At 46.8% G+C, this 25,374-nt stretch carries 16 protein-coding genes and 3 pseudogenes; 8 read left to right on the plus strand and 11 right to left on the minus strand.

The window, feature by feature from the left end; all coding sequences use genetic code 11:
* Nucleotides 1-130: 130 nt before the first annotated feature.
* A complete protein-coding gene (locus tag KTG12_RS06370) occupies nucleotides 131-1,423 on the plus strand; it encodes a serine dehydratase subunit alpha family protein (RefSeq protein WP_022322444.1) in 1,293 nt (430 codons plus the stop codon).
* Nucleotides 1,424-1,433: 10 nt separating this feature from the next.
* On the plus strand, nucleotides 1,434-2,504 hold the full coding sequence (locus KTG12_RS06375; protein WP_046452435.1) for a winged helix DNA-binding domain-containing protein: 1,071 nt from the start codon (nucleotides 1,434-1,436) through the stop codon (nucleotides 2,502-2,504).
* A gap of 268 nt (nucleotides 2,505-2,772) precedes the next feature.
* On the opposite strand, the gene KTG12_RS06380 is transcribed toward KTG12_RS06375, so the two are convergent.
* The 4 genes from KTG12_RS06380 to KTG12_RS06395 form a co-directional block, all read right to left on the minus strand.
* Nucleotides 2,773-3,699, minus strand: coding sequence for a magnesium transporter CorA family protein (locus KTG12_RS06380; protein WP_005639150.1), 927 nt, complete (start codon nucleotides 3,697-3,699; stop codon nucleotides 2,773-2,775).
* A gap of 179 nt (nucleotides 3,700-3,878) precedes the next feature.
* A complete protein-coding gene (locus KTG12_RS06385; RefSeq protein WP_022322442.1) occupies nucleotides 3,879-5,222 on the minus strand; it encodes an MATE family efflux transporter in 1,344 nt (447 codons plus the stop codon).
* A 130-nt stretch (nucleotides 5,223-5,352) separates the two neighbouring features.
* Complete coding sequence (locus tag KTG12_RS06390) at nucleotides 5,353-6,297, minus strand: GNAT family N-acetyltransferase (RefSeq protein ID WP_022322441.1); 945 nt, start codon at nucleotides 6,295-6,297, stop codon at nucleotides 5,353-5,355.
* A gap of 9 nt (nucleotides 6,298-6,306) precedes the next feature.
* Nucleotides 6,307-7,215: a DUF2156 domain-containing protein gene (locus KTG12_RS06395; RefSeq protein ID WP_155143662.1), complete on the minus strand. Its 909-nt coding sequence runs from the start codon at nucleotides 7,213-7,215 to the stop codon at nucleotides 6,307-6,309.
* A gap of 214 nt (nucleotides 7,216-7,429) precedes the next feature.
* Between KTG12_RS06395 and KTG12_RS06400 the strand changes: the two genes are divergently transcribed.
* Nucleotides 7,430-8,236, plus strand: coding sequence for a helix-turn-helix domain-containing protein (locus KTG12_RS06400; RefSeq protein WP_081446992.1), 807 nt, complete (start codon nucleotides 7,430-7,432; stop codon nucleotides 8,234-8,236).
* A 30-nt stretch (nucleotides 8,237-8,266) separates the two neighbouring features.
* Nucleotides 8,267-9,103 (plus strand): helix-turn-helix domain-containing protein, encoded by an 837-nt coding sequence (locus KTG12_RS06405; RefSeq protein WP_005639161.1) that lies wholly within the window; start codon nucleotides 8,267-8,269, stop codon nucleotides 9,101-9,103.
* A gap of 49 nt (nucleotides 9,104-9,152) precedes the next feature.
* On the opposite strand, the pseudogene KTG12_RS06410 reads toward KTG12_RS06405, so the two are convergent.
* The 4 genes and pseudogenes from KTG12_RS06410 to KTG12_RS06425 form a co-directional block, all read right to left on the minus strand.
* Nucleotides 9,153-10,795, minus strand: a pseudogene (locus KTG12_RS06410) (efflux RND transporter periplasmic adaptor subunit).
* Between the two features lie 4 nt (nucleotides 10,796-10,799).
* Nucleotides 10,800-11,042 (minus strand): annotated as a pseudogene (locus KTG12_RS06415) (TolC family protein); the annotation flags it as partial.
* Nucleotides 11,038-14,733 (minus strand): annotated as a pseudogene (locus KTG12_RS06420) (efflux RND transporter permease subunit); the annotation flags it as partial. The pseudogenes KTG12_RS06420 and KTG12_RS06415, both read right to left, overlap by 5 nt.
* A 186-nt stretch (nucleotides 14,734-14,919) precedes the next feature.
* Entirely contained in the window at nucleotides 14,920-15,306 is a 387-nt protein-coding gene (locus KTG12_RS06425; protein ID WP_022322434.1) for a hypothetical protein, read from the minus strand.
* A 334-nt stretch (nucleotides 15,307-15,640) separates the two neighbouring features.
* Here KTG12_RS06425 and KTG12_RS06430 point away from each other — a divergent pair, with 334 nt between their 5' ends.
* Entirely contained in the window at nucleotides 15,641-16,240 is a 600-nt protein-coding gene (locus KTG12_RS06430; RefSeq protein ID WP_005642723.1) for a recombinase family protein, read from the plus strand.
* On the opposite strand, the gene corA is transcribed toward KTG12_RS06430, so the two are convergent.
* Genes corA through KTG12_RS06445 form a run of 3 tightly spaced genes read right to left on the minus strand, consistent with a single transcriptional unit; the run spans nucleotide 16,237 to nucleotide 21,243 of the window.
* Nucleotides 16,237-17,319 carry a magnesium/cobalt transporter CorA gene (corA, locus tag KTG12_RS06435; RefSeq protein ID WP_005642725.1) on the minus strand — a complete coding sequence of 361 codons (1,083 nt, stop codon included), beginning with the start codon at nucleotides 17,317-17,319 and terminating at the stop codon, nucleotides 16,237-16,239. The two genes, KTG12_RS06430 and corA, sit on opposite strands and share 4 nt — an antisense overlap.
* 12 nt (nucleotides 17,320-17,331) lie before the next feature.
* Nucleotides 17,332-19,809, minus strand: a complete 2,478-nt coding sequence (locus tag KTG12_RS06440) for a Smr/MutS family protein (RefSeq protein ID WP_216945414.1) — start codon at nucleotides 19,807-19,809, stop codon at nucleotides 17,332-17,334.
* Nucleotides 19,810-19,824: 15 nt separating this feature from the next.
* On the minus strand, nucleotides 19,825-21,243 hold the full coding sequence (locus KTG12_RS06445; RefSeq protein WP_005642730.1) for a PDZ domain-containing protein: 1,419 nt from the start codon (nucleotides 21,241-21,243) through the stop codon (nucleotides 19,825-19,827).
* 232 nt (nucleotides 21,244-21,475) lie between these two features.
* On the opposite strand from KTG12_RS06445, the gene KTG12_RS06450 reads away from it, so the two are divergent.
* The 3 genes from KTG12_RS06450 to KTG12_RS06460 all read left to right on the plus strand — a co-directional run bounded on the left by KTG12_RS06450 (nucleotide 21,476) and on the right by KTG12_RS06460 (nucleotide 25,367).
* Nucleotides 21,476-22,078, plus strand: a complete 603-nt coding sequence (locus KTG12_RS06450; protein WP_036657326.1) for a nucleotide exchange factor GrpE — start codon at nucleotides 21,476-21,478, stop codon at nucleotides 22,076-22,078.
* A gap of 42 nt (nucleotides 22,079-22,120) precedes the next feature.
* Nucleotides 22,121-23,278 (plus strand): molecular chaperone DnaJ, encoded by a 1,158-nt coding sequence (dnaJ, locus tag KTG12_RS06455; RefSeq protein ID WP_005642736.1) that lies wholly within the window; start codon nucleotides 22,121-22,123, stop codon nucleotides 23,276-23,278.
* A gap of 472 nt (nucleotides 23,279-23,750) precedes the next feature.
* A complete protein-coding gene (locus tag KTG12_RS06460; RefSeq protein WP_138272876.1) occupies nucleotides 23,751-25,367 on the plus strand; it encodes an ABC-F family ATP-binding cassette domain-containing protein in 1,617 nt (538 codons plus the stop codon).
* Nucleotides 25,368-25,374: the final 7 nt, after the last annotated feature.

Consider the following 25,374-nt stretch of genomic DNA (forward strand, 5'->3'; position numbering starts at 1 on the left):
TTTTTCTGTCGGGTATTCCTTTATTTAATAAAGAAATAGTTCAAATTATCTATGTTCCGCAATCGAAATACCTATGTTTTGAAAAGGATGTCTTATCTTTGCCCCATTAAAGTCAAAGAAGTCTATATTCATGGATAAAACAACTCAAACACAAATCATCAAACTAATACATCAGGAAGTGATTCCCGCTATCGGTTGTACGGAACCGGTTGCGGTCGCATTGGCTGCCGCTAAGGCTGCCGAGGTTTTAGGCTGTAAACCGGAGAAAACGGAAGTATTTCTGAGCGCCAACATCCTGAAGAATGCGATGGGTGTCGGAATTCCTGGAACCGGAATGGTCGGGTTGCCTATAGCGATTGCTTTGGGTACGTTGATCGGCAAGTCTGCTTATGGCCTCGAAGTATTGCGTGACCTGACACCTGAAGCGCTTGCTGAAGGAAAGCAGGTGATCGAAGATAAACGAATTCATATCGCTTTAAAGGATAATGTCGACAAGCTCTATATCGAAGTGATTTGTTCAGCCGGAGATGAAACTTCGCGGGTGATAATCTGCCATGAACATACGAATGTCGTGTATGTGGAGAAGAATGGTGTGGTATTGACAGACCGGAGGAAAGAAGGTGTTTCCTGTGATGCTTCGGGCGATGAAGACGAATTGAGACTCTCTTTCTCTACTGTGTATGAGTTTGCGATGGAAATGCCGCTCGATGAGATCCGCTTTATTCTGGAAACTGCCGATCTGAACCGGAAAGCAGCCGAGGCTTCCCTGAAGGGAAATTTCGGACATACGGTCAGCAAGACCGTTTCCGGTGTATACGGACGTAAATATATGGGCGACTCTGCCTATACCCATATGCTGGCAATGACGGCTGCCGCCTGCGACGCCCGTATGGATGGCGCCATGATCCCGGTGATGAGTAACTCCGGTAGTGGAAACCAGGGGATTGCAGCGACACTTCCCGTCCTTTCTTTTGCCGAAGACATCGAATGTTCGGAAGAACAGTTAATCCGTGCTCTGATGTTAAGCCATCTGATGGTCATCTATATCAAGCAAAGCCTGGGGCGCTTGTCCGCCCTTTGTGGTTGTGTGGTGGCCGCCACGGGAGCCAGTTGCGGCATTACCTATCTGATGGGAGGCGATAAAGTGCAGATTTCCTATGCAATCAAGAATATGATCGGCAATATTACCGGTATGATATGCGACGGAGCAAAGCCCAGTTGTGCCATGAAAGTTTCCAGCGGTGTTTCGACTGCTATGCTGTCTGCGTTGATGGCAATGGAAAACAAGGTGGTGACTCCGGTCGAGGGCATTATTGATGAGAATGTCGACAAGTCGATCATTAACCTGACTTCTATCGGTTCCAAAGGAATGGAAGCCACCGATAAGCTGGTATTGGATATTATGACCGGAAAATCCTGCTAATGGTAAGAATATGTTGACCGATATTCGTCTGTTGAGCCATCAATTGGCAAAGCCCCGGTTTAGGAGTCCGAAGGAATTGGTTGCCTGGATGGGAGCTGTCCAGGCACAGGAATATACGATGGCGAAATGGGCGGTCGGGACTCGCTTGAAGTCTTCTTCGTTGCGGGTGGTGGACGATGCGCTTGCAAAGGGGGAAATCCTGCGTACCCATATATTACGACCGACCTGGCATTTCATCGCAGCAGAGGATATTCGCTGGATGCTGCAATTGTCGGGAGGTCGTATACGGACAGCCTTCGATTCTTATGCAAGAAGCCGGAAGATGGAGATAACCGAAAGCTTCTATACGAAAGGTTGTAGATTGCTGGAACAATTGTTGGGTGGAAACAAGAGTTTGACAAAACAGGAGTTGATGGATGGGTTCGGTCGGGCAGGGGTCGAGACAGACAATCACTTGATACATTATTTTCTGGTCCGTGCTGAAACGGATGGCCTTGTGTGCAGCGGGGTAGATAAAAACAAGAAGCCGACCTATGCTCTGTTGGAAGAACGTGTGCCTCCGATGAAAGAACTCAGCCGCGAAGAGGCGCTCGCCCGATTGGCTACCCTATATTTTCAAAGCCATTCCCCGGCTACATTGTCTGATTTTGTCTGGTGGTCCGGCTTGACGGCAACTGAGGCTCGACATGCGGTTGCATTGATCGAAACCGATCTGCTAACCGAAAAGTTTGATTCGGAAACTTTTTACCTGCATGTTACCTGTGACTTGAAGGCCCGTTGCCGGAAAGTGTTGCATTTGTTACCCTCGTATGATGAATATCTGATCAGCTATAAAGACCGGACGACCGTTATGCTACGCGAACATCATCCTAAGGCATTCAATACTTTCGGTATCTTTTACCCCGTGATCCTGTATGAGGGCCGGATCGTTGGCAATTGGAAAAAAGATTCGAAGAAGAAAGCTCTTGCTGTCGAAACTTCTTTGTTCGATGAATCTTTCGATCTCCCGGAAGATTTGCTGAAAAAGGCAGTCGATTATTATTGCTCTTTCCACGCCCAAAAGTCGGGATTCCACACTTGATTGTGGAAATTTTACACACTTTCCCCAATCCACTCCACACTTCCCCAATTTCTTTTGTATTATATATATTATTTTTATTGGTTTGTATATCAGTGGTTTGTTTTAAAATATATCTTTATTTCTATTTCTGGCACGTCCTTTGCTATTTATTTGTCAGAATTAGATATTATCCTTCCCGAGATATTGTTTTCTGATTAGATATTTGATTAGAAAAAGCTTATCGATTTTAAATCCGCTTCGCCTGTGAAGGTAAAGCGGATTTTTTAATTTAGAACCATTTGATCTTTCTGAAAATGAAAAATGATAAAGCTGATAGTGTGATGGAGATCATGACGATGATGGCAAAGCCATGCGGCATATTTTCTCCGTAGATCGGGACGTTCATACCGTAGAAGCTGGCGATGAGGGTGGGAACCATCAGGATGATGGAGATGGAGGTCATGCGCTTCATGATGGTGTTCACGTTGTTGGAGATGATGGAGGCGAATGCGTCCATCGTGCCGGTCAGGATATCGCTATAAATATTGACTGTGAGGTGCGCCTGCTTTAACTCTGTTTCCACATCTTCCACCAGTTCGTTGTCCATATAAACTGGTTCCTGGAAGATGCTTTGCAGTTTGGTGAGCATCACTTCATTACCACGGATGGATGTGTTGAAGTAAACCATGCTCTTTTCCAGCTTCATCAGACGAAGCAAGTCTTCATTACGGATACTTTTTTCCAGTGCCTTTTCGGCATGCGCCACCTCGTTGTTGATTTGTTTCAGGTATTTCAGGAACCATACGGCGGATGAATGGATCAGACGCAGAATCAGGTCATATTTGTGACGTACGACAACCTCTTTGCGGCGGGTGTACCGGATAAAGTCCGGTATCAGTTCCGTCTTATAATAGCAAACGGATATGATGATTTCATTGTTCGTCATAATCCCCAGGGGGATAGTCGTGAAAGGGATTCCTTGTTCCTGGCTCTGTACCGGGATTCGAATGATGGTCAATAGCCAATTCCCTTCATATTCGATACGCGGGCGTTCGTCTGTATCGGCAATGTCGCTTAAGAAAGATTCGGGAACATTGAATTGGTTTGTCAGGTAATGGATATCTTCCGGTGTAGGGCATTCTACATTGACCCAGCTGTTTGGAAGCCACTGGTCTTTTTCCACAAAGCCGGCTTCACAATAAAGAAAAGTTCTCATTATTGCCTCCTTTCGTTTTTGTCAACGTACAGAGGCCTTGCTGTTTACCCCTGCGCGTTATTTGTTACTTACTGTTTTTATTTCTCGCGGAATACTGTCGTCCATAATTTATCATTACTTTTTACGGCTGCAAAGATAGAAAAATCCGGTAATAAATGTATATCGGAGGCGGATTTTTGTCAAGTCCGTGAGACTGCATATTTGCGATAACGGTAATAGGCAATGCCGGCTAAGTCTGCTAGAAACCAACCGATAGGAATAGACCACCAAATACCGGTGACCCCAATAGTGGGAATGGATGCCAGCCAATAAGAAAGGACGACACGTGTACCTAAAGACAGAATGGTAAGCACGACAGACATTCCCGGCATACGGATGGCCCGGTAATAACCATAAAGGAGGAATAAGATTCCGATGCCTAAATAAAAAGCTCCTTCGATACGCAGGTATTCTGTTCCGATGCGAAGTATCTCAGCCTCATCCGGACGGACGAAAATAAGCATCAACGGCTTGGCAAAAAAGAAAACTAACAGCGAGATGATAAGGGAAAAGACGATCGTTATAAGAAATGCGCTACGTACTCCCCGGCGGATGCGATCCCCTTTCCGCGCTCCGAAATTCTGGGCAATGAAGGTGGAAAAAGCATTCCCGAACTCCTGAACGGGCATATAGGCGAAAGAGTCGATCTTGACTGCTGCGGCGAATGCGGCCATGACAACCGTACCAAAACTATTTACCAACCCTTGCACCATCAATATTCCGAAGTTCATCACAGATTGTTGGACGCAAGTCAGTGTGGAGAAAGAAGTGATTTCTCTCAGGCTGGAACGGTCGAAGCACATATCTTCCCGGTGTAATCGTAGCTCGGGGCGGGTTTTATAGGTATACAGCAAGATACCGGATGCCGCCGTTCCCTGTGCGATGACCGTTGCGACTGCCGCTCCTTCGATGCCTTGATCCAGGACAAGAATAAGAAACAAATCAAGCCCGATATTCAAAACGACCGATACAGCCAGAAACCATAAAGGTGTTACAGAATCGCCTACAGCCCGAAGCAACGCTGCATAAAAATTATACAGGAAAGTGAAGACTATTCCCCAGAAAATGATCCACAGATAGTTACGCATCAACGAATAAATATCATAGGGAACTTGTAACCATCGTAAAATCGGATCGAGCCATAGGAACACGGCAACATTCAGCAAGATGGTTACCGTGCCGATCAGCAGGAGAGAAACGTAGATGCTACGTCGCAGGGCGGACAGGTCTCCGGCTCCGTATTGCAGTGAGAAAACCGTGCCGCTTCCCATCGATAACCCCAGCAGGATAGAGATCAGGAAAACCATCAAGGTATAGGCGGAACCGACCGCTGCCAACGCATTTGCACCGATACATTGTCCTACGATCAGTGTATCGGCTATGTTATAGCATTGTTGTAAAAGCGATCCTGCCAGCATCGGCAATGTGAATTGTAGCAGGGTGGTGATTATACCTCCTTGTGTAAGGTCTCCTTTCCGTAACATTGTCAGCTCTTTTTATTCGTATAGTTTTGTATGAATCTGCAAAAATACGAATTAATCGGATAATCGTTCCTTCGGATCTCCGTAACCTGTCGGAGTGGTGCTGAGCTTTTGTTTTTGGGTAAAATGAACGCTAATCAAGCATCAAACTCATATAAGCTTCCCGGCTCTGATAGTTGAGCAACAAGCGGGTGAGCGATTGGGTGTCCATCTTTTTTAGTTCGCCGATGTTAAGAACGGAGTTTGCGTGGGTGAAGGCCCAGTGATGGATGAGGCGGTCGCGGTCCAAGACACGTGCCATGCCTAAAGGGAAAGTTCCCGGTCCGGTGAAAGGAGTACGGCAGACGGCCTTTTCCACCTTGCTCTGTGTTGTAGCTTCCTGTAAGAGCAGGTTCTTGATGTTGTCGTTGTCATACATCAATTCTTTGACATAGATATAGTCGCCGACAGGATAGAAAAAGATCATTCCGATCGGTTCTTCTTGAATGTTTAAGGCGGTCAGCATTTGTCCTCCGGACATCTGTAATTCGCGCAGGATAGTAACGAAATCGTCATAACCGTGCAGCACATAGCAAATACGTTCTCTCTGCTTCTTATTAAAAAAATTGTAGAGAGACTCCATCGAAGGTACTTCGGGCGGTACAACCAAAACACCCTGTTCCAGTGCTATTTCAGAAGGGCAGATATACGTTTCTTCTGAATAGTCGAAAGCTTCCGTATATCCTAAATCGCGGTAATAGTCGAACAGCCATGGATCGGCCGGGATAATGACTGTTAAGGCCACTTTCCGGCTTTCCATCACTTCGAATGCTTTCTGTATCAGTTGGCGCATAAGTCCCTGACCTCGTTCGGAGGGAAGAGTGCAGGCTCCATATATATAGTTTACGGATATCTCCTTTCCGTAGTAAGTCATGACATACGGAAGCATTTGAAGGGCGGAAACGATTTTTCCGTTTTTCTCTATAAACAGGGCGTTTTCTTTTTTGTAAACCCGATCGAAGAATAGTTTGATAAATTCTTCGCTGTCGTTGAAAGAAGTACGCCACAGGTCGATCAATTGAGATTTGTTGTTATCCATCGTTCAATATTATTTTGCAGGTTTCTTTATTGCCGCGGATTTTTCCAATAGGATGAACGGGTTATACGAAAGTTTAGCCTGGCGCAGACCGGGAATACCCAAGTCTTCCTCTCGGTTCACATAGGTGTATTTTTCCGGAAGGTGAGAGGCGAATTCTTTGTTGATAACAGCATAAGCCCCCTCATAGTTCACATTTGCCTTTTCTACGTGGACGCCGAAAGTATTATGGTTGATCGGGGCACCAAAAGTGAAAGCGACAATCTGATGGTCTACGCAAATGGCTCCTCCAATAAGTCCCAATTCGTCATAATGGTTCAAGGCGTAGATTATAGAACGGCGTTCGTCGTTCAGATCCTCCTCGTCATTATCTTCCCGGTTGGCTTTGTACCATTTACATTCGAGCTGAAGGCATTCGGGAACCAGTTCTGGTGTGATAGGAATATATTCGTAGGCAAACTTCTTATTGAATTTGTTGATATGATTGCGTTTTGCCTGGTATTTTTTCCCTTTTAGGGTTGCCAGGTCTTCACGCAAGTAGATGTAATCGAAATAATTCCGTTCGGGGATGTAGAAAAATCCGCCGGGAATTACCTTTTCGAGTTCTTCTTTGGCATCTGGCGTTACGCCTAACATACAGAGCGGATGACCCTGTTCGAGCGAATCGGCTTCTAACAGATCGATGGCCTGTTTCAGGTCGCCTTGACCTGTAGGAGTCATATAAGCGACTCTCGTTTTGTTTTCGATCCAGAAACGGATCAGCAAGCTGCCGTTGACAATGGCGAACTCGCTATCGTAGAGAAACCGCCAACTGCAGATGTTGGCAAATGAATAATCGCAATTTTTATAATTGCTCGGTATCGTAAAGGATGTTATAATATCTCTATCTTCGATTTCAATTGGTTTAAACGGTATCTTCATCTTTTTCTTTTTTGATGTGCAAATATAAAACTAATAAAAATGGCTGAATGTTTTATCTTTAATAAAAACAATCGATTTTGTTTATTGCGTGATAAACCCTATAAATGCTATTAATAGCAATTTAACTAAATATAAAAATGATAGTGTATATTAAACTAACATCTATCTTTAAATGTTCGAAGTGAAATGGTTTTTATTTAAAAGTGAGAAGGAAATGAATGCTGATAAAATATTACCGATCGACCTCTATCATGCCGTGTCGATTGCAAATTTGACATTGGAAAGTGCTTTAAAGGTCATTCACGTCGAAGCTGGGCAGGATCATGAACTGTTGCCTTTGGAACCGGGAACTCTTGCTGTGATCTGCCGGGGAGGAAAGTTCGAATGCAAAGCACTTGGAAAGGAAATCTCCATAGTTGCCGGACAGGTGTTCCTGGCGTCTGTGGAAGATGTGAGTGAGATATCCCGTTTTTCGGAGACAGGTTTTGAAGGGATCGTGATCTATGCCGGTAGCGATCTGCTGATCAATCGGCAACGTCTGATGTTCCGGACGATTACACCGGACGAACTGAAGGAGTCCGGGCTTTATATCCAGCTGATGCAGTCACAAATCGAGCGAATGAGCGATGTCCGTGTCAAAGTGGTGGAATCGCTTTTGCGCGCCCTTATTTTCTTCCTCCAGCAGGAAGGGCATCTGGCGGACGACCGGGATAGCGAGGTTCCGCCTTTCTTCCACGATTTCGCTTTGCTGATTAGGCGTTATCATCATTATCCGGTTTATTATTTTGCTGAGAAGTTGGGAATGACTTCGGCGGAACTGAATAACAAATGTAAATTGCATTCCGGTATTTCGGCTGCGGAATGGATCAGCCAGTATGTATTGCTTGAGGCGAAAGACTTACTGATTAAAACTCGACTGAGATCTTCCCGCATTGCTATGATGCTTAATTTCTCTAATTATGATACCTTTGCGCGTTGGTTCAGGCGGCATACGGGAGAGTTGCCAGGGAACTGGAGGTAGTGGAATTTGAAAATTGAAAATTAAGATACCATGAAATGGACATTTGAGAATGCGAAAATAAAGGGGCGGATCGTCTTGACCGATTCGCTCCATGAAGACCCGGATCTTCTGAAAGACAAAACGCTGTATAAATTTATATGGGTGGATTCCGGCGAAGTGGAGTTGGATATCGATCATCAGCATGTTGTTTTGAAGAAGGAACAGCTCGTTCCGCTTTCCCATTTGCATCATTTGGAGTTTCTGCGCATCGAAGGCAAATGCTATGCTTTGATGTTCAACGGCAATTTCTACTGTATACATGGCAACGATCATGAGGTCTCGTGCAACGGGTTGCTGTTTCACGGTTCATCGCATGTGCTGACTTTTGTCCTTTCGGAAGATGAACGGCGGAAGATCGACACGCTGACGAGGATCATGCAAGAGGAGTTTCTCAGTACCGATCACCTGCAAGACGAGATGCTCCGGGTATTGTTGAAACGGTTTATCATATTATGTACGCGAATAGCGGAAGATCGGCAGGGAGCTGTTCGGGAGAACAGCCTCCAGTTCGAGACGATCCGCAAATTCTATGTCCTGGTCGATACCTATTTTAAGGAGAAAAAACAGGTGCAGGAATATGCGGACATGCTGAACAAATCCCCGAAGACACTGGCAAATATCCTTTCCGCCTATCAGCAGCCTTCCGCCATCCGTATCATCCATAACCGCATTCAGGCAGAAGCCCGGCGTTTACTGCTTTATACGGCTAAAAGCTCTAAAGAGATCGCTTTGATGCTAGGATTCGAAGACCAGGCTGCGTTCAGCCGTTTCTTTAAGAACGCAGCCGGACTAAGCGCGACCGAATATCGCCACCAATATAAAAAATGATAATAGTGGCGATGACGGGCTGGTCGCTTGTCCGGGTTGTAGTATCCGCTTATTGCCGGTATTTGCAACAACCCGGCAGTTGGTCGTAGACGTTTGATCCGCTTTATAAGTATCTGTGTCGTGCCCCGCTTTGGCAATAGCTTTGCTAATAGCGTCCACAGATGTTTTGGACGGATTGTATTGTAGATGTATCATCTGTTTTTCCTTATCCCAATGAACCGACGAAACGCCGTTTACACTTTTGGCTGCTGTTTCGATGCGTTGTTTACACATGTCGCAGGAACCTTTTACCCCGAACATGGCATGCTCGCCTGCCGGTTCCGGTTGTGCTGCGGATGTACCGTGCGCGGCATGCCCTTCGTGACCGCTCATCGTATGCCCTACATGGCCGCTCATCGGTTGTGCTTCGCCGTCATTGTTCATCATCGACTGTTTCCCTTCCTGTTGGGCACTGGCATCTATCGAGAAAACACCGTTCGTTACGACTTCTTCTCCTTCGGATAATCCTTTTAATATCACGTATGCGTTGCCGAGGGAAGGACCAAGTTCTACTTCACGCATCAGGAAGGTCGGAGTGGAGGTGTCCGGTTGCTTGACATAAACGATGGAACGTTTGCCGGTCCAGAGAACAGCAGTTTGCGGCACGGTGATCCGGTCTTTATATCCTTGAAGCGGGGCGCTGACCTCGGCGGTCGCATACATCTCCGGCTTCAGTTCCATATGGCTGTTGGGGACTTCTACCCGGACACGTGCCGTACGGGTGGACGGGTTGATGATCGGATCGATAAACGCGATCCGGCCCGTATAGGTCTTGCCGGGAAGAGCCTGCAAGGTGAAATGAACCTGGTCGCCTCTGTTCAGGAAAGGCAGGTCAACTTCGAAAGTGTCGAACATCGCCCATACGCTCGACAGGTTCGCTATGTCGAACAGGACAGCTCCGGAGGCGACATAATCGCCCTGGTTTACGCGTTTGGTCATGACGATTCCGCTTACGTTCGCTTTGATCTCGACGAGTGGGGAAACGCTACCGGACTGTTCGATCGCTTCTATCTGGGCGTTCGTCATTTTCCAGAGACGGAGTTTCTCGCGGGCTGCCTGGATCAGGGCGGGCTGCTTCATCTTGATGGCTTCCAACAGTTCCTGCTGGGCGGTGAACAGTTCGGGTGAATAAAGGACGGCAAGTGTTTGTCCGGCTCGTACGCTCTCACCGGTAAAATTGATGTTGAGTTGTTCGATACGTCCGCCTACATGCGCTGTCTGTGACTGTAAGCTTTGTTCGTTCGGGGCGATCTTGCCATACAGGCGGACTGTCTTGACCGGGTTTTTCCTGCTGACCTTTGAAGTCTGCACGTCTGCCAGGGCGGCCGCCTCTTCCGATAACTGGATTGCTTTCGGGTCGGAGTTCTCTCCGCCGCCGCTTCCTTTACGGACCGGGATCAAGTCCATCGCGCAGATCGGGCATTTGCCGGGTTTATCCTGGCGTATCTGGGGGTGCATGGAGCAGGTCCAGACGCCCGTCTCGTCCTGTACGAGGTCGTGACTGTGTCCTTCGTGCATCTCATGCCCCTCATGGGTAGCCGGAGCGGGGCTTTCAGACGAGCTGAACAACAACCTGCCGACTAATAAGCCGGCACAGGCTACTATTATATATTGAACCGATTTGCTTTTTATTATTTCATTTATCTTTTTCATCTTGTTATTCATTTACGGAGGTTGATACTAATTTCTCTAAACTCGCGATCAGCGTGTTGTATCCGGCAACCGCTTCGCTCTTTTTAAGGCTGTAATTCAGTAACTGGCGTTCCAGTTGGATGATGTCCGTGAGGGAAGTCGTCCCTGCCGAAAATTCGCGGATCATCAACTGGTAGGTCGACCGGGACAAGTCTTGCTGTTTGGCGTACAGGTCTATTTTGCGCGAGGCATTGGCCAGTTGTTTCCTCTTTCTTCAGCAGCCCTTCCCGCCACCAGCATTGGAATACGGGGACGACAAACATGGTCATCGACTGGATCAGCATGCCGCCGAAAGTCGGGATTGCCATCGGAACCATAATATCGGCTCCCTTTCCGGTCGAGGTGAGGACGGGGAGCAGGGCGATCAGGGTGGTCGCGGTTGTCATGGCTGCGGGACGTACACGTTTGAGTCCTGCTGTCACGACGGCTTCACGTATGGCGTGCCTGGTCTGCGGGTCCTTTTCCAGGAAGACGTGATGGATGTAAGTTCCCATCAGCACACCGTCGTCTGTCGCCACTCCGAAAAGGGCGATGAAGCCGACCCATACGGCTACGCTCAGGTTAATGGTATGCATCTGGAACAGGTCCCGCATATTGACTCCCGCCAGCGAAAAGTTCATGAACCAGTCCTGACCGTACAGCCAGAGCAGGATAAAGCCGCCGGCAAAAGCCACGAAGACACCGGAGAAATGAATCAACGAGGCCGTAAGGGTCTTGAACTGGAAATACAGAACCAGGAGGACGATCAGCAAGGCCAGGGGAACGACGATCATCAGCCGGGCAGTGGCACGTTCCTGTTGTTCGTAGTTTCCGGCAAACTTGTAGGAAACGCCTTTTGTTAGTTTCAACTCTCCGTTTTGTATCTTTCCTTCGATCACTTTTGTCGCTTCTTTCACAACGTCCACTTCGGCTTTTCCCTGTTTCTTGTCGAAGATCACGTAGCCGACCAGGAAGGTGTTCTCACTCTGGATCAATCTGGGCGCCTCGGGCATATTCGATATCGGCGAGTTCTTTCAATGGGATCTGGGCGCCGGTGGCTGTCGGAACCAGGAGCATGGACAATGCTTCCGGATTATCACGCAGTTCGCGGGCATAGCGGAGGCGCACGGGGAAACGCTCGCGGCCTTCGACCGTCTTCGTCAGGATCATGCCGCCGACGGCTGCACTTAGTATCTCCTGTAAATCTTCGACGTTCACTCCGTACCGGGCCATGTTATCCCGGTTCAGCTTAATCTCCAGATAAGGTGCTCCGACCGCCCGGTCATAGAATACGGACGAAGGGATCACGGAAGGAACGTCTTTGAGCGCCTGTTCGATCGCCTTTCCGCTCTGCTCGATCGTTTCCAGATCCGGCCCGTATATCTTCAATCCCATTGGAGCGCGCATACCGGTCGAGAGCATGACAAGGCGTGCCTCTATCGGTTACAGTTTCGGGGCGGATGTGAGTCCTGGCAGGTGGGTGACGTTGACAATTTGCTGCCAGATATCGTCGGTGTTCTTGATTTCGGGACGCCATTGCCGGAAATAGTCTCCTTTGCGGTCCGGTATCAGGCTATCTGCCGGAATCAGGCGGAAGCCGTCTGCCGGATTGTAAGTGCCTCCGTTTCTCAGAAGATATTTTCCTTTCCGGTTCACTTTGAAACGTTCCCGCTTTCCGTCTTCGTTCAGGATATATTCGGGACGATAGTTGATCGTATTCTCGAACATCTGGGCGGGAGCCGGATCGAGTGCCGAGTTTACCCGTCCCCATTTGCCGATTGCCGTTTCCACTTCGGGGATGGCTGCCAGGCGTTTGTCCAGTGCTTCGATATAATTCAGGTTTTGCTCGATTCCAGTATGGGGCATGCTGGTCGGCATCAACAGGAATGAACCTTCGTTGAGGCTGGGCATGAACTCTTGCCCGATCCGTTTCCAGATCAGGATGCCGCATAGGATAGTCGCGATCGGTAGCAGCATGAACTTCCACCGGTTATTCAGACACCAGCGAAGGATACGTTCGTAGTAGATCACCAGTAACCAGAGCAGTGCAAGAATGATGGCGATACATCCTGTTACGAAAAGAAGATTGACGATAATGCCTTTCTGGGGGCCCATCGGCAACCATTCTTCTGCCAAGAAGTAGGTGGCGACGACAAGTGCGATACCGATATTGATATAGTTACTTATTCCGGGTTTCTTCCAACGGTGGGCAAGCAGGTTGTTAAGTCCGACGGCTGTAAGTCCGAGTGCCGGAATATTACTGTACAGGACAGACAAGAGGACACCTGCTGCAATCAGTATGTAGTTGAGCACTTTCCGTATCCGCTTTGAGTCGATCCGTACCGAAAACAATATATAGGATAAGGTCGGCAGCAAGATCAATCCCAATACGAAAGCAGAGGCCAGCGCATAGGTTTTCGTGTAGGCGAGGGGAGAGAACATTTTTCCTTCCTGTGCCTCCATTGCAAAAACGGGCAGGAAACTGACGATAGTCGTGATCATCGCCGTGGCAATGGCCCCCGACACTTCACTGACCGCCTTATAAATAAGGTTTACCATCGCTTTCCCTTTGCGGACGCCTCTGTTCTCCGGCATCTCCATATACCGGATGATGCTTTCGACAAACACGACGCCGACGTCCACCATCACGCCGATAGCGATGGCGATACCCGAAAGGGCAACTATATTGGCGGCTATTCCTGTGTAGCGCATGATGATGAAGGTAGACAACACGGCGATAGGGAGCATGCTGGCTATCACGACGGATGCCCGGAGGTTGAGGACCAGCACGATGATAACGATGATACAGATCAGTATTTCGTGGGATAAAGATGTTTCGAGCGTGCCGATTGTCTCTTTGATCAAGCCTGTCCGGTCGTAAAAAGGTACGACGGTGATTTTGGAGACAGTCCCGTCGGGCAAGGTTTTCTGGGGAAGTCCGGGCGCCATCTCCTTGATTTTGTCTTTTACATTATTAATGACTTCCAAAGGGTTGGAACCATACCGGGCGATCACGACACCGCCGACTGCTTCGACACCTTCTTTATCCAGCCCGCCGCGCCGCGTACCCGGACCGATATTTACAAACGCTACATCGGAGATGCGTACCGGTACACCGTCACGACGGCCTTTTCCAGGTCGGATACATCTTTGATATAGCCCAGGCCGCGGATCAGATATTCGACCTTATTGATCTCCATTGTCTCGGCGCCGATATCGAGATTGCTTTTCTTGATCGCCCCCATAATATCCATAACGGAAACATTAAAGGCGCGCATGGCATCCGGATTCAGCTCGACCTGGTACTCTTTCACGAAACCTCCGGCTGATGCCACTTCCGACACGCCTTCGGCGGCCGAAAGGCTGTATTTGACATAGTAGTCCTGTATGGTACGCAGCTCTTCCGCATTCCATCCGCCTGTCGGTTTTCCGGTTGCCGGATCGCGTCCTTCCAACGTGTACCAGTAGATTTGTCCTAAAGCGGTTGCATCCGGACCCAACGCCGGTTGTACGCCTTCGGGCAGCGTGCCGGGGGGAAGGGAGTTGAGCTTTTCGAGAATCCGCGAACGGCTCCAGTAGAATTCGATATTATCATCAAAAATAATATAGATGAAGGACATGCCGAACATGGAAGAGCTACGGATCGATTTGACTCCGGGAATCCCCAACAGGGAAGTGGTCAGCGGATAGGTGATCTGATCCTGGATATCTTTGGGCGAACGTCCCATCCATTCGGTCGCTACGATCTGTTGATTATCGCCGATGTCGGGAATCGCGTCTACCGGAATCGGATTGCGGGGAATGATCCCTCCGTGCCAGTTAAATGGAGAAGTCGAGATGCCCCATACGACTACCAGCACTAAGATCAATATGGTTATCACCCTGTTCTCAAGGAAATAACGGATTATTTTATTTAGCATAAGAAGTATTTATATGTATAGATAATAGATCGTCCGGCTATTGAATACAATACGCCGGTTTCCTTCTGTACACACAGAGGAAACAGATTTTTTTCTTTTTTTGTTGTCTGGGATGAAGACAAAAGAATGACGGACCCTTTTATAAGACTATAAAGGGAAAAAGGGCCTGAAAAGATCTACTATCAGCTAAATAAGGAAAGTACAATGATGAATGAGCCGGTCTGTCCCACTCCATTCAGGTGGGGTGTTGGAATGAACAGGGATATTGGCTTCCTGTTCTGTTTCCGGTAAGTTATAAAGATCCCGTAAATCGAACAAAAGTGCGATTGCCATCGGTACATATTTAATAACCTGTAGCTGGTCGACATTCTGATCGTCTGATATCTTTATAAATTGAGTTTCGGTGGAGCAGCAGGATTTATGGGCATGCTTGGCTCCGCAAGTGTTGCAGGTTTCATCCTGCCATATGCCGACTTCGACCAGCTTGCCCATGCAGTGGTGAATCGTCAGCGTGATACCGGAAGACAATCCGATATACAGCAAAGCGAATATGACAATCAGAAACCTTTTCATTCGTTTTGCAAATATAGTAAGTGTTTGGTAGACCGGAAAGCAAAAAAAACGATAAACATGTTCAAAATACTTATATTCAGGGTTTGCTACGAGGGAAAGGTAAATGTTTAAAGAGGTCGCAAATCCCCGGTTATTGGGTAAATTGTTAGCTATTTCATTCTTAGTCTGATAGCTGTTTTCATACGATTTAATTTATTGTGTTAAAGAGAAAAATACTAACATTTTCTTTAAATAAAATGGAAAGTTTAGCTATTGTGCTATAATTACTTTTCGTATCTTCACCGAGAAATAAATTTTGGTTCTACGTTTTTTTAATTATTAAGTTGCTGGAAATATGGTAATAGCTTATTTAAGAGTAGGAACTTCAAACAAAGAACTTCTAGAAGAACAGAAAGATGAGATTGAACGTTATGCTTCGAATCATGATATGAATGTCGATAAGTGGATTACGGATGTCACTGTCGACAAAGGGAGGGAAGATGAACGTAATCTTGCTAGGGTACTGGATCGTATGCAAAAAGGCGATAGTCTGATCTTTTCGGATATTTCTCGCTTGGGACGAACTTTGTCGGAAGTTATGGATATTATGGGACGCTGCATGGAAAAAGGCGTTCAGATCTATAGTATAAGAGATCGGTATATCCTAGACCAGGCATTGGATCTGCCAGTTATGGGAAACGTGTTCAAGTTGGTGACGGAGATCGAACACAGTTTGATGTCAATCCGTACCAAAGAGGCATTGAATCATAAGAAGAGCACGGGAGGCCCGTTAGGCCGTCCGAAAGGATCGGCTGCAAAACAGTCTTTCCTGGATGCGAATAAAGAAGAGGTGATCAGCATGCTTGAACGCGGAGACACTGTTTTCGAAATTTGTAAACGTTTTAATGTTTCCAGAAATACCTATTATATGTTCAAACGGAACTACGGACTCTAAAACCAATCCTTTTTCCGCATGTATAGCCAGGTCGAGATTGCTGTCAGTAGCATGAGTGACCAGGCTATGCCATACCCGTATTGCCAGTCCAATTCTGGCATCATCTTGAAGTTCATCCCCCATATACCAGCCAGGAATGTCAGTGGGATGAAGATCGTGGATACGATTGTCAGGCGTTTCATGATCGCATTCATGCGCAGGTCGTTATTGGATATGTAGAGATCGACCAGGGAAGATATGATTTCCCGGCAGCTTTCGGTTGTCTGGATGATGAACTGCAACTGGTCGGATAAGTCGTTATAGATGGGAAGGATGTCGGAGCTTATGATTCCGTTTTCGGTGCGCAGCAGTTTGGCAAATTGCTCTTTCAGCGGTTGGCTGTTCTTGCGGATAACCATATATTCTTTCCGACGTTGCTGGATAAGCAGCCCCATATTACCTTGGTCGTTTTTGATATCGAGCAGGGTCTCTTCTATATCCTCAAGCATTTCCTCCACTTTGGAGGCCGATTCCACTAAATTGGCAATGATCGTATTTAAAAGGAATGCCAGGAGTAGTCCGCTGTTTTTTCGGCGAATATTCAACATATTGGATTCGATGGCTTTGTAGGCATTTTCGAATACAGGATTGTTGCTTTCCGTGAAGCTGATGACTACGTTTCCCGTGATTAGGATGCTGATATGTTCGGAGTTGATCTCCATATTGGTGTCGTAGTAGGAAGAATTGAGTACGATAAGCATGTGTTTGTCATACTCTTCTATCTTGACTACGTGTTGGGGAGTCAGAATGTCTTTGGCGTCCAGGTTATGCATCCCGAATTCATTGACGATACGCGTGACCGCCTCCGAATCAGTCAGACCGCTAACCTGGAACCAGTTGATACTATTTCCGTCGACAAATTTTTTGAACGACGTTTCGTTTGTCTTGATCTCCCGTGTGTGCAGAGTGTCAGCATTGTACTGTGTGAGGCTGATCCGGGTAACGGTATCATGCTCGCCGGCATAGAAATATCGGTCGGCAAGATGTCGGTTGGAAATATGCTTGCGCTTGTGTGGATGTACATATTCTCTTCGCCTCATATCTGTTTGTTCTTATTCGAGTTCTACAACCGTAATACCCGCACCTCCGAATTGGACATGTTCGTCGTGATACTGGCGGACGCCCGGAACAGTGTGCAGGTAATCGCGTATCAGCTGCCGAAGTATGCCTGTCCCTGTCCCGTGCAGGATACGGATGCGAGCGGCACCAACCTGTATGGCATCGTCCACAAAGTAAGTAACGGCCTGTAAGGCTTCGTCCCCTCTCATACCTCTAACATCTATCTCCTGCTTGAAGTTCAATTTCTTTTCATGCATATCGTCCGCTGTCTGGACACTGACAAAAGTACTTTTTTGGATCTCTTTCTTGATTTGTCCTTTACTGACCTTCTCCAGTTGTTCCAACTTGACTGTGCTCTTGATCATGCCGAATGCTACAACTGCCTGCTTTCCTTGAACTTCCATAACGGTTCCGGCAGAGACTTGTCCTTTGAGGCGGACGTTGTCGCCAGCTTCTATGACATCACGGTTGAAGACCTGCTTGGAGGCCGGCGCGTTTTGTTTCTGCTTTTTACGTTCTTTGCGTTCCTGTAATTTTGCCATTTTGCGGGCGATCTTGTCGTCCTCTTCTTCGGCTGCTATCACAGAAGCCTTGAATTCTTCCAAGGCTTTGCGGGCAAGCTTGGTCTGTTCCTTTTCCGCCTGTGCCTCTTTGATTTCGCGGATCGTGTTTTCGATCTTTGCGTTGGCTTCGGAAAGGATACGCTGTGCCTCTTCCTTGGCGTTACGCATGATCTCTTTCCGTTGTTTGTTTACGGCTTCCAAATCCTGCTCGTAGCGGGCGGTAATATCTTCCAGCTTCTTTTCTTGTTGGCGGATATTCTGTCGCTTGCTTTCCCAATAGCGTTTGTCACGAACGATATCCTGTAGATATTTATCCATATTGATATAGTCGGAGCCGACATTAGCAGATGCATCCGCAATGACATCTTCCGGCAGGCCGATCTTCCGGGCGATCTCGATGGCGAAAGAACTTCCTGGATTACCGATCGACAGCTTAAAGAGCGGTTGCATCAGGTGGCGGTCATAGAGCATGGCACCGTTAACGATCCCTTCCGTGTCTTCAGCGAAATGCTTCAAGTTCTGGTAGTGAGTCGTGATAACGCCGTAGCTGTGATTCCGGTTGAAACGGTCCAACAGGGCTTCGGCAATCGCACCTCCGATCTGGGGCTCCGTGCCACTACCGAACTCGTCAATCAAGATTAGAGTTTTGCTGTTACAGTTCTTGACGAAAAATTTCATGTTCGTCAAGTGTGAACTGTAGGTACTCAAGTCGTTTTCAATACTTTGTTCATCTCCGATGTCAATGAACAGGTTTTCGAACAATCCCGTTTTCGAGCTTTCATATACGGGGATCAACAGGCCGCATTGCAACATATATTGCAGCAATCCGACCGTTTTCAGGCAAACGGATTTACCACCTGCGTTCGGCCCGGAGATAATCAGCAGGCGTTTTTTCTCTTCCAGGAGAATATCCAACGGGACAATCTGCTTGTTTTGTTTCTGTAACGAGAGGAAAAGCAGGGGATGCGCAGCGTGTATCCAGTCGATCTGCTGTTTGTCCTCGATGACCGGCTTGATTCCGTTTATCTGCTCGGCAAACAATGCTTTGGCGCGGATGAAGTCAATCTCGGCCAAGAACTCATAGGATTGCAGGATATCGGGGATTAACGGACGGATGAAGTTTGTAAATTCCGTCAGGATCTTCATGATCTCCCTGCGTTCGTCGCCTTCCAGCTCGCGGATGCGGTTATTTGCCTCCACGACGACTTCCGGCTCGATGAAAACAGTCTTGCCGCTAGCCGATTCATCGTGCACGATCCCTTTGATCTTCCGTTTGAAAGCCGGAGCGACCGGGATCATCAGGCGCCCATCGCGCATGGTGGGAGTAATATCTTTATCTACTACACCTTCCGATTGTGCGGCGCGTAATATCGACTGCAAGCTGCGGGAGATACCGCTCATGGTAGCCGTGATCTCTTTTCGTATCTGCGCCAGTGAAGGAGAGGCATTGTCCTTCACTCGTCCGAATTTGTCGAGTATCGCGTCGATCTTTCCGATTAACTGCGGGAATACCTGAATATCGCCGGCAAGGGCGGTCAATGCCGGGTATTTGATCTCTTCTCCCTCTTCCAGGGAAGGGCGAAAGAAGCGGATAATATCGTTGATTGTCTGGAGCGAACGTTTCAGGTCGAATAGCTCTTTTTCATCTAGCCAGGTTCCTTCGGGGCGTATCCGCTTCAACGAATAACGCACATCAAAAAAATAACTGGCGGGAAACTCGTCTTCTCCATGCAGGATACGAACAAACTCGTCAGTTTGTTCCAGGCGTCGGGTTACGGTTTGATAATCGGCAGAGAATTCCATCTCTGCCACCTGTTCTTCTCCGAGCGGGCTTAAACATTTCTCTGAAATTAAACGACGGACTTTATCGAAGCCCGTTTTTTGTTCGAAATTTTGCGGATATATCACGTTCTTGTAAATGCTTTATTTTACTTCGACCGTCACGGACCGGCGAATGGTCGGGCGGACGATGATTTCCATTTTGTTTTTACCCCTTTTGATATCGAACGTACAGGCATTGTTTCCGGATGGGTTGATATACGGGGCGTAATAATATAAATATGAGTAGGCGGTCTTGTTACCGGGTTTCTGGATCGCATCGGCTACTTGTGGGTATTTGAATGTGTCCCAGAACATACAACGTTTGAAACCGTTGGCATCCGTAAACTGGGTTTTCGGATCGCGGTATTTCATCGTGTTGGTAATAAATCCTTTGTAAGCAGCGGAGAATTCTTCTGCCGTGTGATTCATTTTCTGGTCGTTGATTTTCTCTACAATATCACGGGGGCGTAATCCAGCTGCATAGGCAGGAGAGTTCTTATCGACGTCGGCGATCTGTTCCATATGGTCGATGTCGTAACTTAGCCCTGTATAGTTGTAGGTTTTCTGATTGACCTTGAATGGCACGTTGCGCTGATATTTGACATATGGATATTGCATACACATCAACGGTGCATGAATGCGGGCGTATTCATCTAGACGATATGAGTCTTCCAGCAGTTCGTTTGCCTCGCATTCCCACAGGATACGGCCCGGTACATCACGTTGGTCAATCAGGCGAAAACCGAACTGGAGGAGATACTCCGCTTCCGCTTCTGCAGACATCGAGTTCAAGAACGGGAATGTCTCCATCTTACTGTGATTGAAGTTGTAGCGATAGATCGGCTCTTTTTCAATCAGAATCTTGTTCGCCCCTTTATAGTTCGGATTCTTATCGAAGAAATAGAAGGTCTGTACTATAATGTCGGGACGGTTTGTGTCGACAGTCATCCCTTTTTTGGTCAACTCCTTTTCGATACTTTCGTTGATGGCCGTTTCCAGTTTGCTGTTATTCTCGTCTATGGCAGAGAAGGCGAACGTCTTGAACTTTCCGAAATCTACAGGGTCGGCTGTCACGGTTGTCTTGAATGGACAGACAAATTCCCGTTCGCTGGTCGTTTCGAGGCTGTACATAGAAAAAGCGGTGGCCAATTGTTCTTCGGTAATCGCATTCCCTTTTTTGCATTCTTTTTTGACAAGCACCTGTTTAGCAGGGTTTGCCAGATTGCCGATCGTCAGTAATACCTCGTTTTTCCCGGCGGGATTCAGCATTTCACCGATCTCTTCCGACGAAATATCTGTCGTTTGCACACCGTCGATAGCTATAATGATATCATTGGTTTTAACTCCTGCGAGTTCTGCCGGCGAATAAGGAATGACACTGGTTATGACCGGTTTGTTTTTCCCCCAGTGGTCGCTTTGACTGATATCGTATGTAATTCCTAATCGGCATATATTCCGGTTTTGGGCAAAACCGGTAAGAAATGCAAATAGCAGTAAAACTGACAAAATCGCTCTCTTCATAATTAATTTCTTAATTGTTTTATTAATCTTATTATTTGTACTATGACAATAAATCATCTTTTACTACACAAAGGTAAAGATATTTTCGTTCTATAAGAACAGTTGGCAGTATATTTGATGTTATATTGGTGATTGATATCGACAAGAATAATGCCGACAGGCAGGTCGTATGACCGATATAGGTATGATATCTTACTGACAATTAGATAGTAATGAAAATATATAATTGATTATGAACAAGATGAATTTTAATAGCAAGAAGGAAACAGCTGACAAAAAAGAACGCCAAGGTGCTGATGAAGCGACAAAATTGCAGGATGAACAGGTAAATGCGTCAGAAGAAAATTCCGTATCTGACAATGTGACGGATGAAGGTCCGGAGCAGAAGGAGCTGGAAGAACTTAAGAAGAAATATGACGAACTGAATGATTCCCACCTGCGCTTGATGGCTGAGTTCGATAACTACCGTAAACGTACATTGCGCGAAAAGTCCGAGCTGATCAAGAACGGTGGCGAAAGTGCTTTGACTCACCTGCTTCCTGTTGTCGACGATTTCGAACGTGCTTTGCAGAATATCCGTTCGGCTGAAGATATAAAGGCTGTTACGGAAGGAGTGGAACTTATCTATTCGAAATTCATGTCTTACCTGTCTCATCAGAATGTAAAACCGATCGAAACTGTCGGTGAACCGTTCGATGCTGAAACGTCTGAAGCAGTCGCCATGATTCCTGCACCGGAACCCGATATGAAGGGCAAGGTTCTGGATTGTGTGCAGACCGGTTATACTTTGAACGATAAGGTGATTCGCCACGCTAAAGTAGTGGTAGGCGAATAATACGACAGGATAATGAGCAAATAACAACAGACAGATACGAAGATGGCTAAAAGAGATTATTATGAAGTGCTGGGCGTCGAGAAGACTGCCTCGGTAGAAGAAATAAAGAAAGCTTACCGTAAAAAGGCGATTCAGTACCACCCTGACAAGAATCCGGGTGACAAGCAGGCTGAAGAGAACTTCAAAGAGGCTGCAGAAGCGTACGATGTACTGAGTGATCCTCAGAAGCGTCAGCGTTATGATCAGTTCGGTCATGCCGGAGTAGGAGGTGCTTCGCAGGGCGGTGGCTTTGGCGGAGGAATGTCTATGGATGATATTTTCTCTCAGTTTGGAGACATCTTTGGCGGACATTTCGGTGGCTTTGGCGGGTTCAGCGGCTTTGGTGGCGGTTCACGTGGCGGTCGCCGGGTGAATCGTGGTTCGGATCTGCGTGTGAAAGTAAAGTTGAACCTGAAAGAGATCGCTACCGGAGTCGAAAAGAAGATCAAAGTTAAGAAATATGTAACCTGTTCCAAATGCCACGGTAGTGGGGCGGAGGACGATCACAGTTCCAAGACTTGTGAAACCTGTCATGGCAGCGGTGTTGTCACCCGTGTGGCCAATACGATCTTAGGACAGATGCAGACACAGACAACCTGTCCGACCTGTGGAGGCGAAGGGAAGATTATCACCAAGAAATGTAGCGAGTGCAATGGTGAAGGAATCGTGCGCGACGACGAGGTGATCACGATCAATATCCCGGCCGGTGTGGCGGAAGGCATGCAGCTCTCCATGAGTGGGAAGGGGAATGCAGCCCGTCATGGAGGTATTAACGGTGATTTGCTGATCTTGGTCGAAGAAGAGCCGCATCCGGAACTGATACGTGACGAGAACGACATTCTGTATAACCTGTTACTGAGTGTGCCTCAAGCGGCTTTGGGTGGCACAGTTGAAGTTCCGACCATCGATGGTAAGGCTAAAGTCAAGATCGAGCCAGGGACTCAACCGGGGAAAGTGCTCCGTTTGCGAAACAAAGGGCTTCCCTCTGTTAACAGTTATGGAACGGGAGACCTGCTTGTAAACGTAAGTGTTTATATTCCGGAAACGTTGTCTGCGTCAGAGAAGGATATCATGAACGGCTTGGAGAATTCTCCTAATTTCCAACCGAAGAAATCTGTCAAGGAGAAGATTTTCGATAAGTTCAGACATATGTTCGATTAACATTTTGTGGCGTTTGGGAATAAAAAGGCTGTGTCAAGAATTGCGACACAGCCTTTTTATTTCCGCCATACTGATTGGCTTCCGGTCGTAAATGGAAAAGGCCTTGTTTCAAAACATGTATGTTTTGAACTCGATATCTTCTGGATGTGAAAAGAAGTATTATCCATTTATAGAAAGATAGTTGTTTTGTGGAATAAACACTGGTGCTTTGAAACAGCTGGTCAAATCTATTTTATGAATTATGTGATAATACTTGGTAAAAAGATTATCTTTGTAACCGAATTATATAAATACTCCGATGAAAATATTCAAGTAAGCCGGTTTCTATATATCGTAAATATCTTTCTGATGTAATTGCCAATTGTTCATTTTCGATTGTCGATTCTTTATTCCGGCCTTATCCTGTGCCATCCTTCGGCACGTTTGTGATTTTATCTTTTTTAGTTTATAATCTTTTAATTCAAAGAAAACTATGTGTATATCCGTACATCAGCTATGCTATGTTCATGCTGACAAAGAACCTCTTTTTCAAAACATAAACCTGATAGTCAATACAGGACAGCGTCTTGCGCTGGTGGGGAATAACGGTACGGGCAAATCGACTTTGTTGCGTATCATTGAAGGGAACCTGAAACCTTCATCGGGGGAGGTAGTGTGTTCTTCACGCCCTTATTATATTCCACAACATTTCGGACAGTTCGACAACCTGACTGTGGCGGAAGCTCTGCGGGTGGACGATCGGATAAAGGCGCTCCATGCCATTCTTGAAGGTGACGCCTCGGCAGAAAACTTTACCTGTCTGAATGACGACTGGAATGTGGAAGAACGTTGTCTTTCCGCACTTGCCTCTTGGAATCTGGAGCATCTGCAACTGTCCCAGCCGATGTGCTCGTTGAGCGGAGGAGAAAAGACGAAAGTGTTCCTTTCTGGTATCCTTGTTCATGCACCGGAAATTATTTTGATGGATGAACCGACGAATCATCTGGATGTTTCCGGCCGGGAAAAGCTATATGAGATGATCCGGAGCGGACGTTCGACCTTGTTGATTGTCAGTCATGACCGGACGTTGCTAAACCTGCTACCTTGCATTTGTGAGCTTGAGAAAAGTGAGGTCACACTTTATGGTGGCAATTATGAGTTCTATAAAGAACAGAAAGAGTTGGCGTTGACAGCTTTGCAGAATCAGTTGAGTGAGAAGGAGAAAGAACTTCGTCTGGCCCGTAAAACGGCGCGTGAAGTGATGGAACGGAAGAATAAGTCGAATGTCCGCAGTGATAAGTCGAGTTTCAAGAAAGGGATCTCACGCATGGCAGTCAATACGCTGAAAGATAAAGCCGAGAAAAGTACAGTCCGGCTGAATGATGTCCATGAGGAGAAAATGGCTTCCCTGCAAAGTTCGATTGCCAGCCTTCAGGATGTGATTCCCGATTTGCGGGCACTTCAGACAAATTTCAATTCTTCCGATCTGCACACCGGCAAGATTCTGATCACTGCGGATCAGATCAATTTCGGTTACACTTCTTCCTGCCTATGGAAGTCACCTCTGAGTATTCAGGTCAGGAGTGGCGACCGTATTCATATCACAGGAAATAATGGGAGCGGAAAAACGACCCTGGTCAAATTGTTGTTAGGGGAACTGAAACCGGCGGCCGGGACGATTACACGGGCTGATTTCAGTTATCTTTATATTGATCAGGAATGTTCCGTGCTTGATCCCGGATTGACCGTGTTCGAGCAGACGGAACGTTTTAACGCCTCGCATTTGGCTGAACATGAATTGAAATCCATTTTGAACCGTTGTTTGTTTCCTTACGAGACATGGGACAAGCCGTGTTTTTGCTTGAGTGGAGGTGAAAAGATCCGGTTGCTCTTTTGCTGCCTTATGATCGGAAATAATGCGCCGGATGTATTTATTTTAGACGAACCGACGAACAATCTGGATATACAAAGTGTTGAAATAATAACAGCGGCTATAAAGAGTTATAGAGGAACGGTGTTGTTGATCTCGCATGATCATTATTTTGTGAAAGAAATAAAAATAAACCGTTCTATTAAACTTTTCGATACCGGTTCTGTTATTAAGATATAGTGTTTTT

The organism is Parabacteroides sp. MSK.9.14, from assembly GCF_019041495.1.
GTDB classification, from domain to species: domain Bacteria; phylum Bacteroidota; class Bacteroidia; order Bacteroidales; family Tannerellaceae; genus Parabacteroides; species Parabacteroides merdae.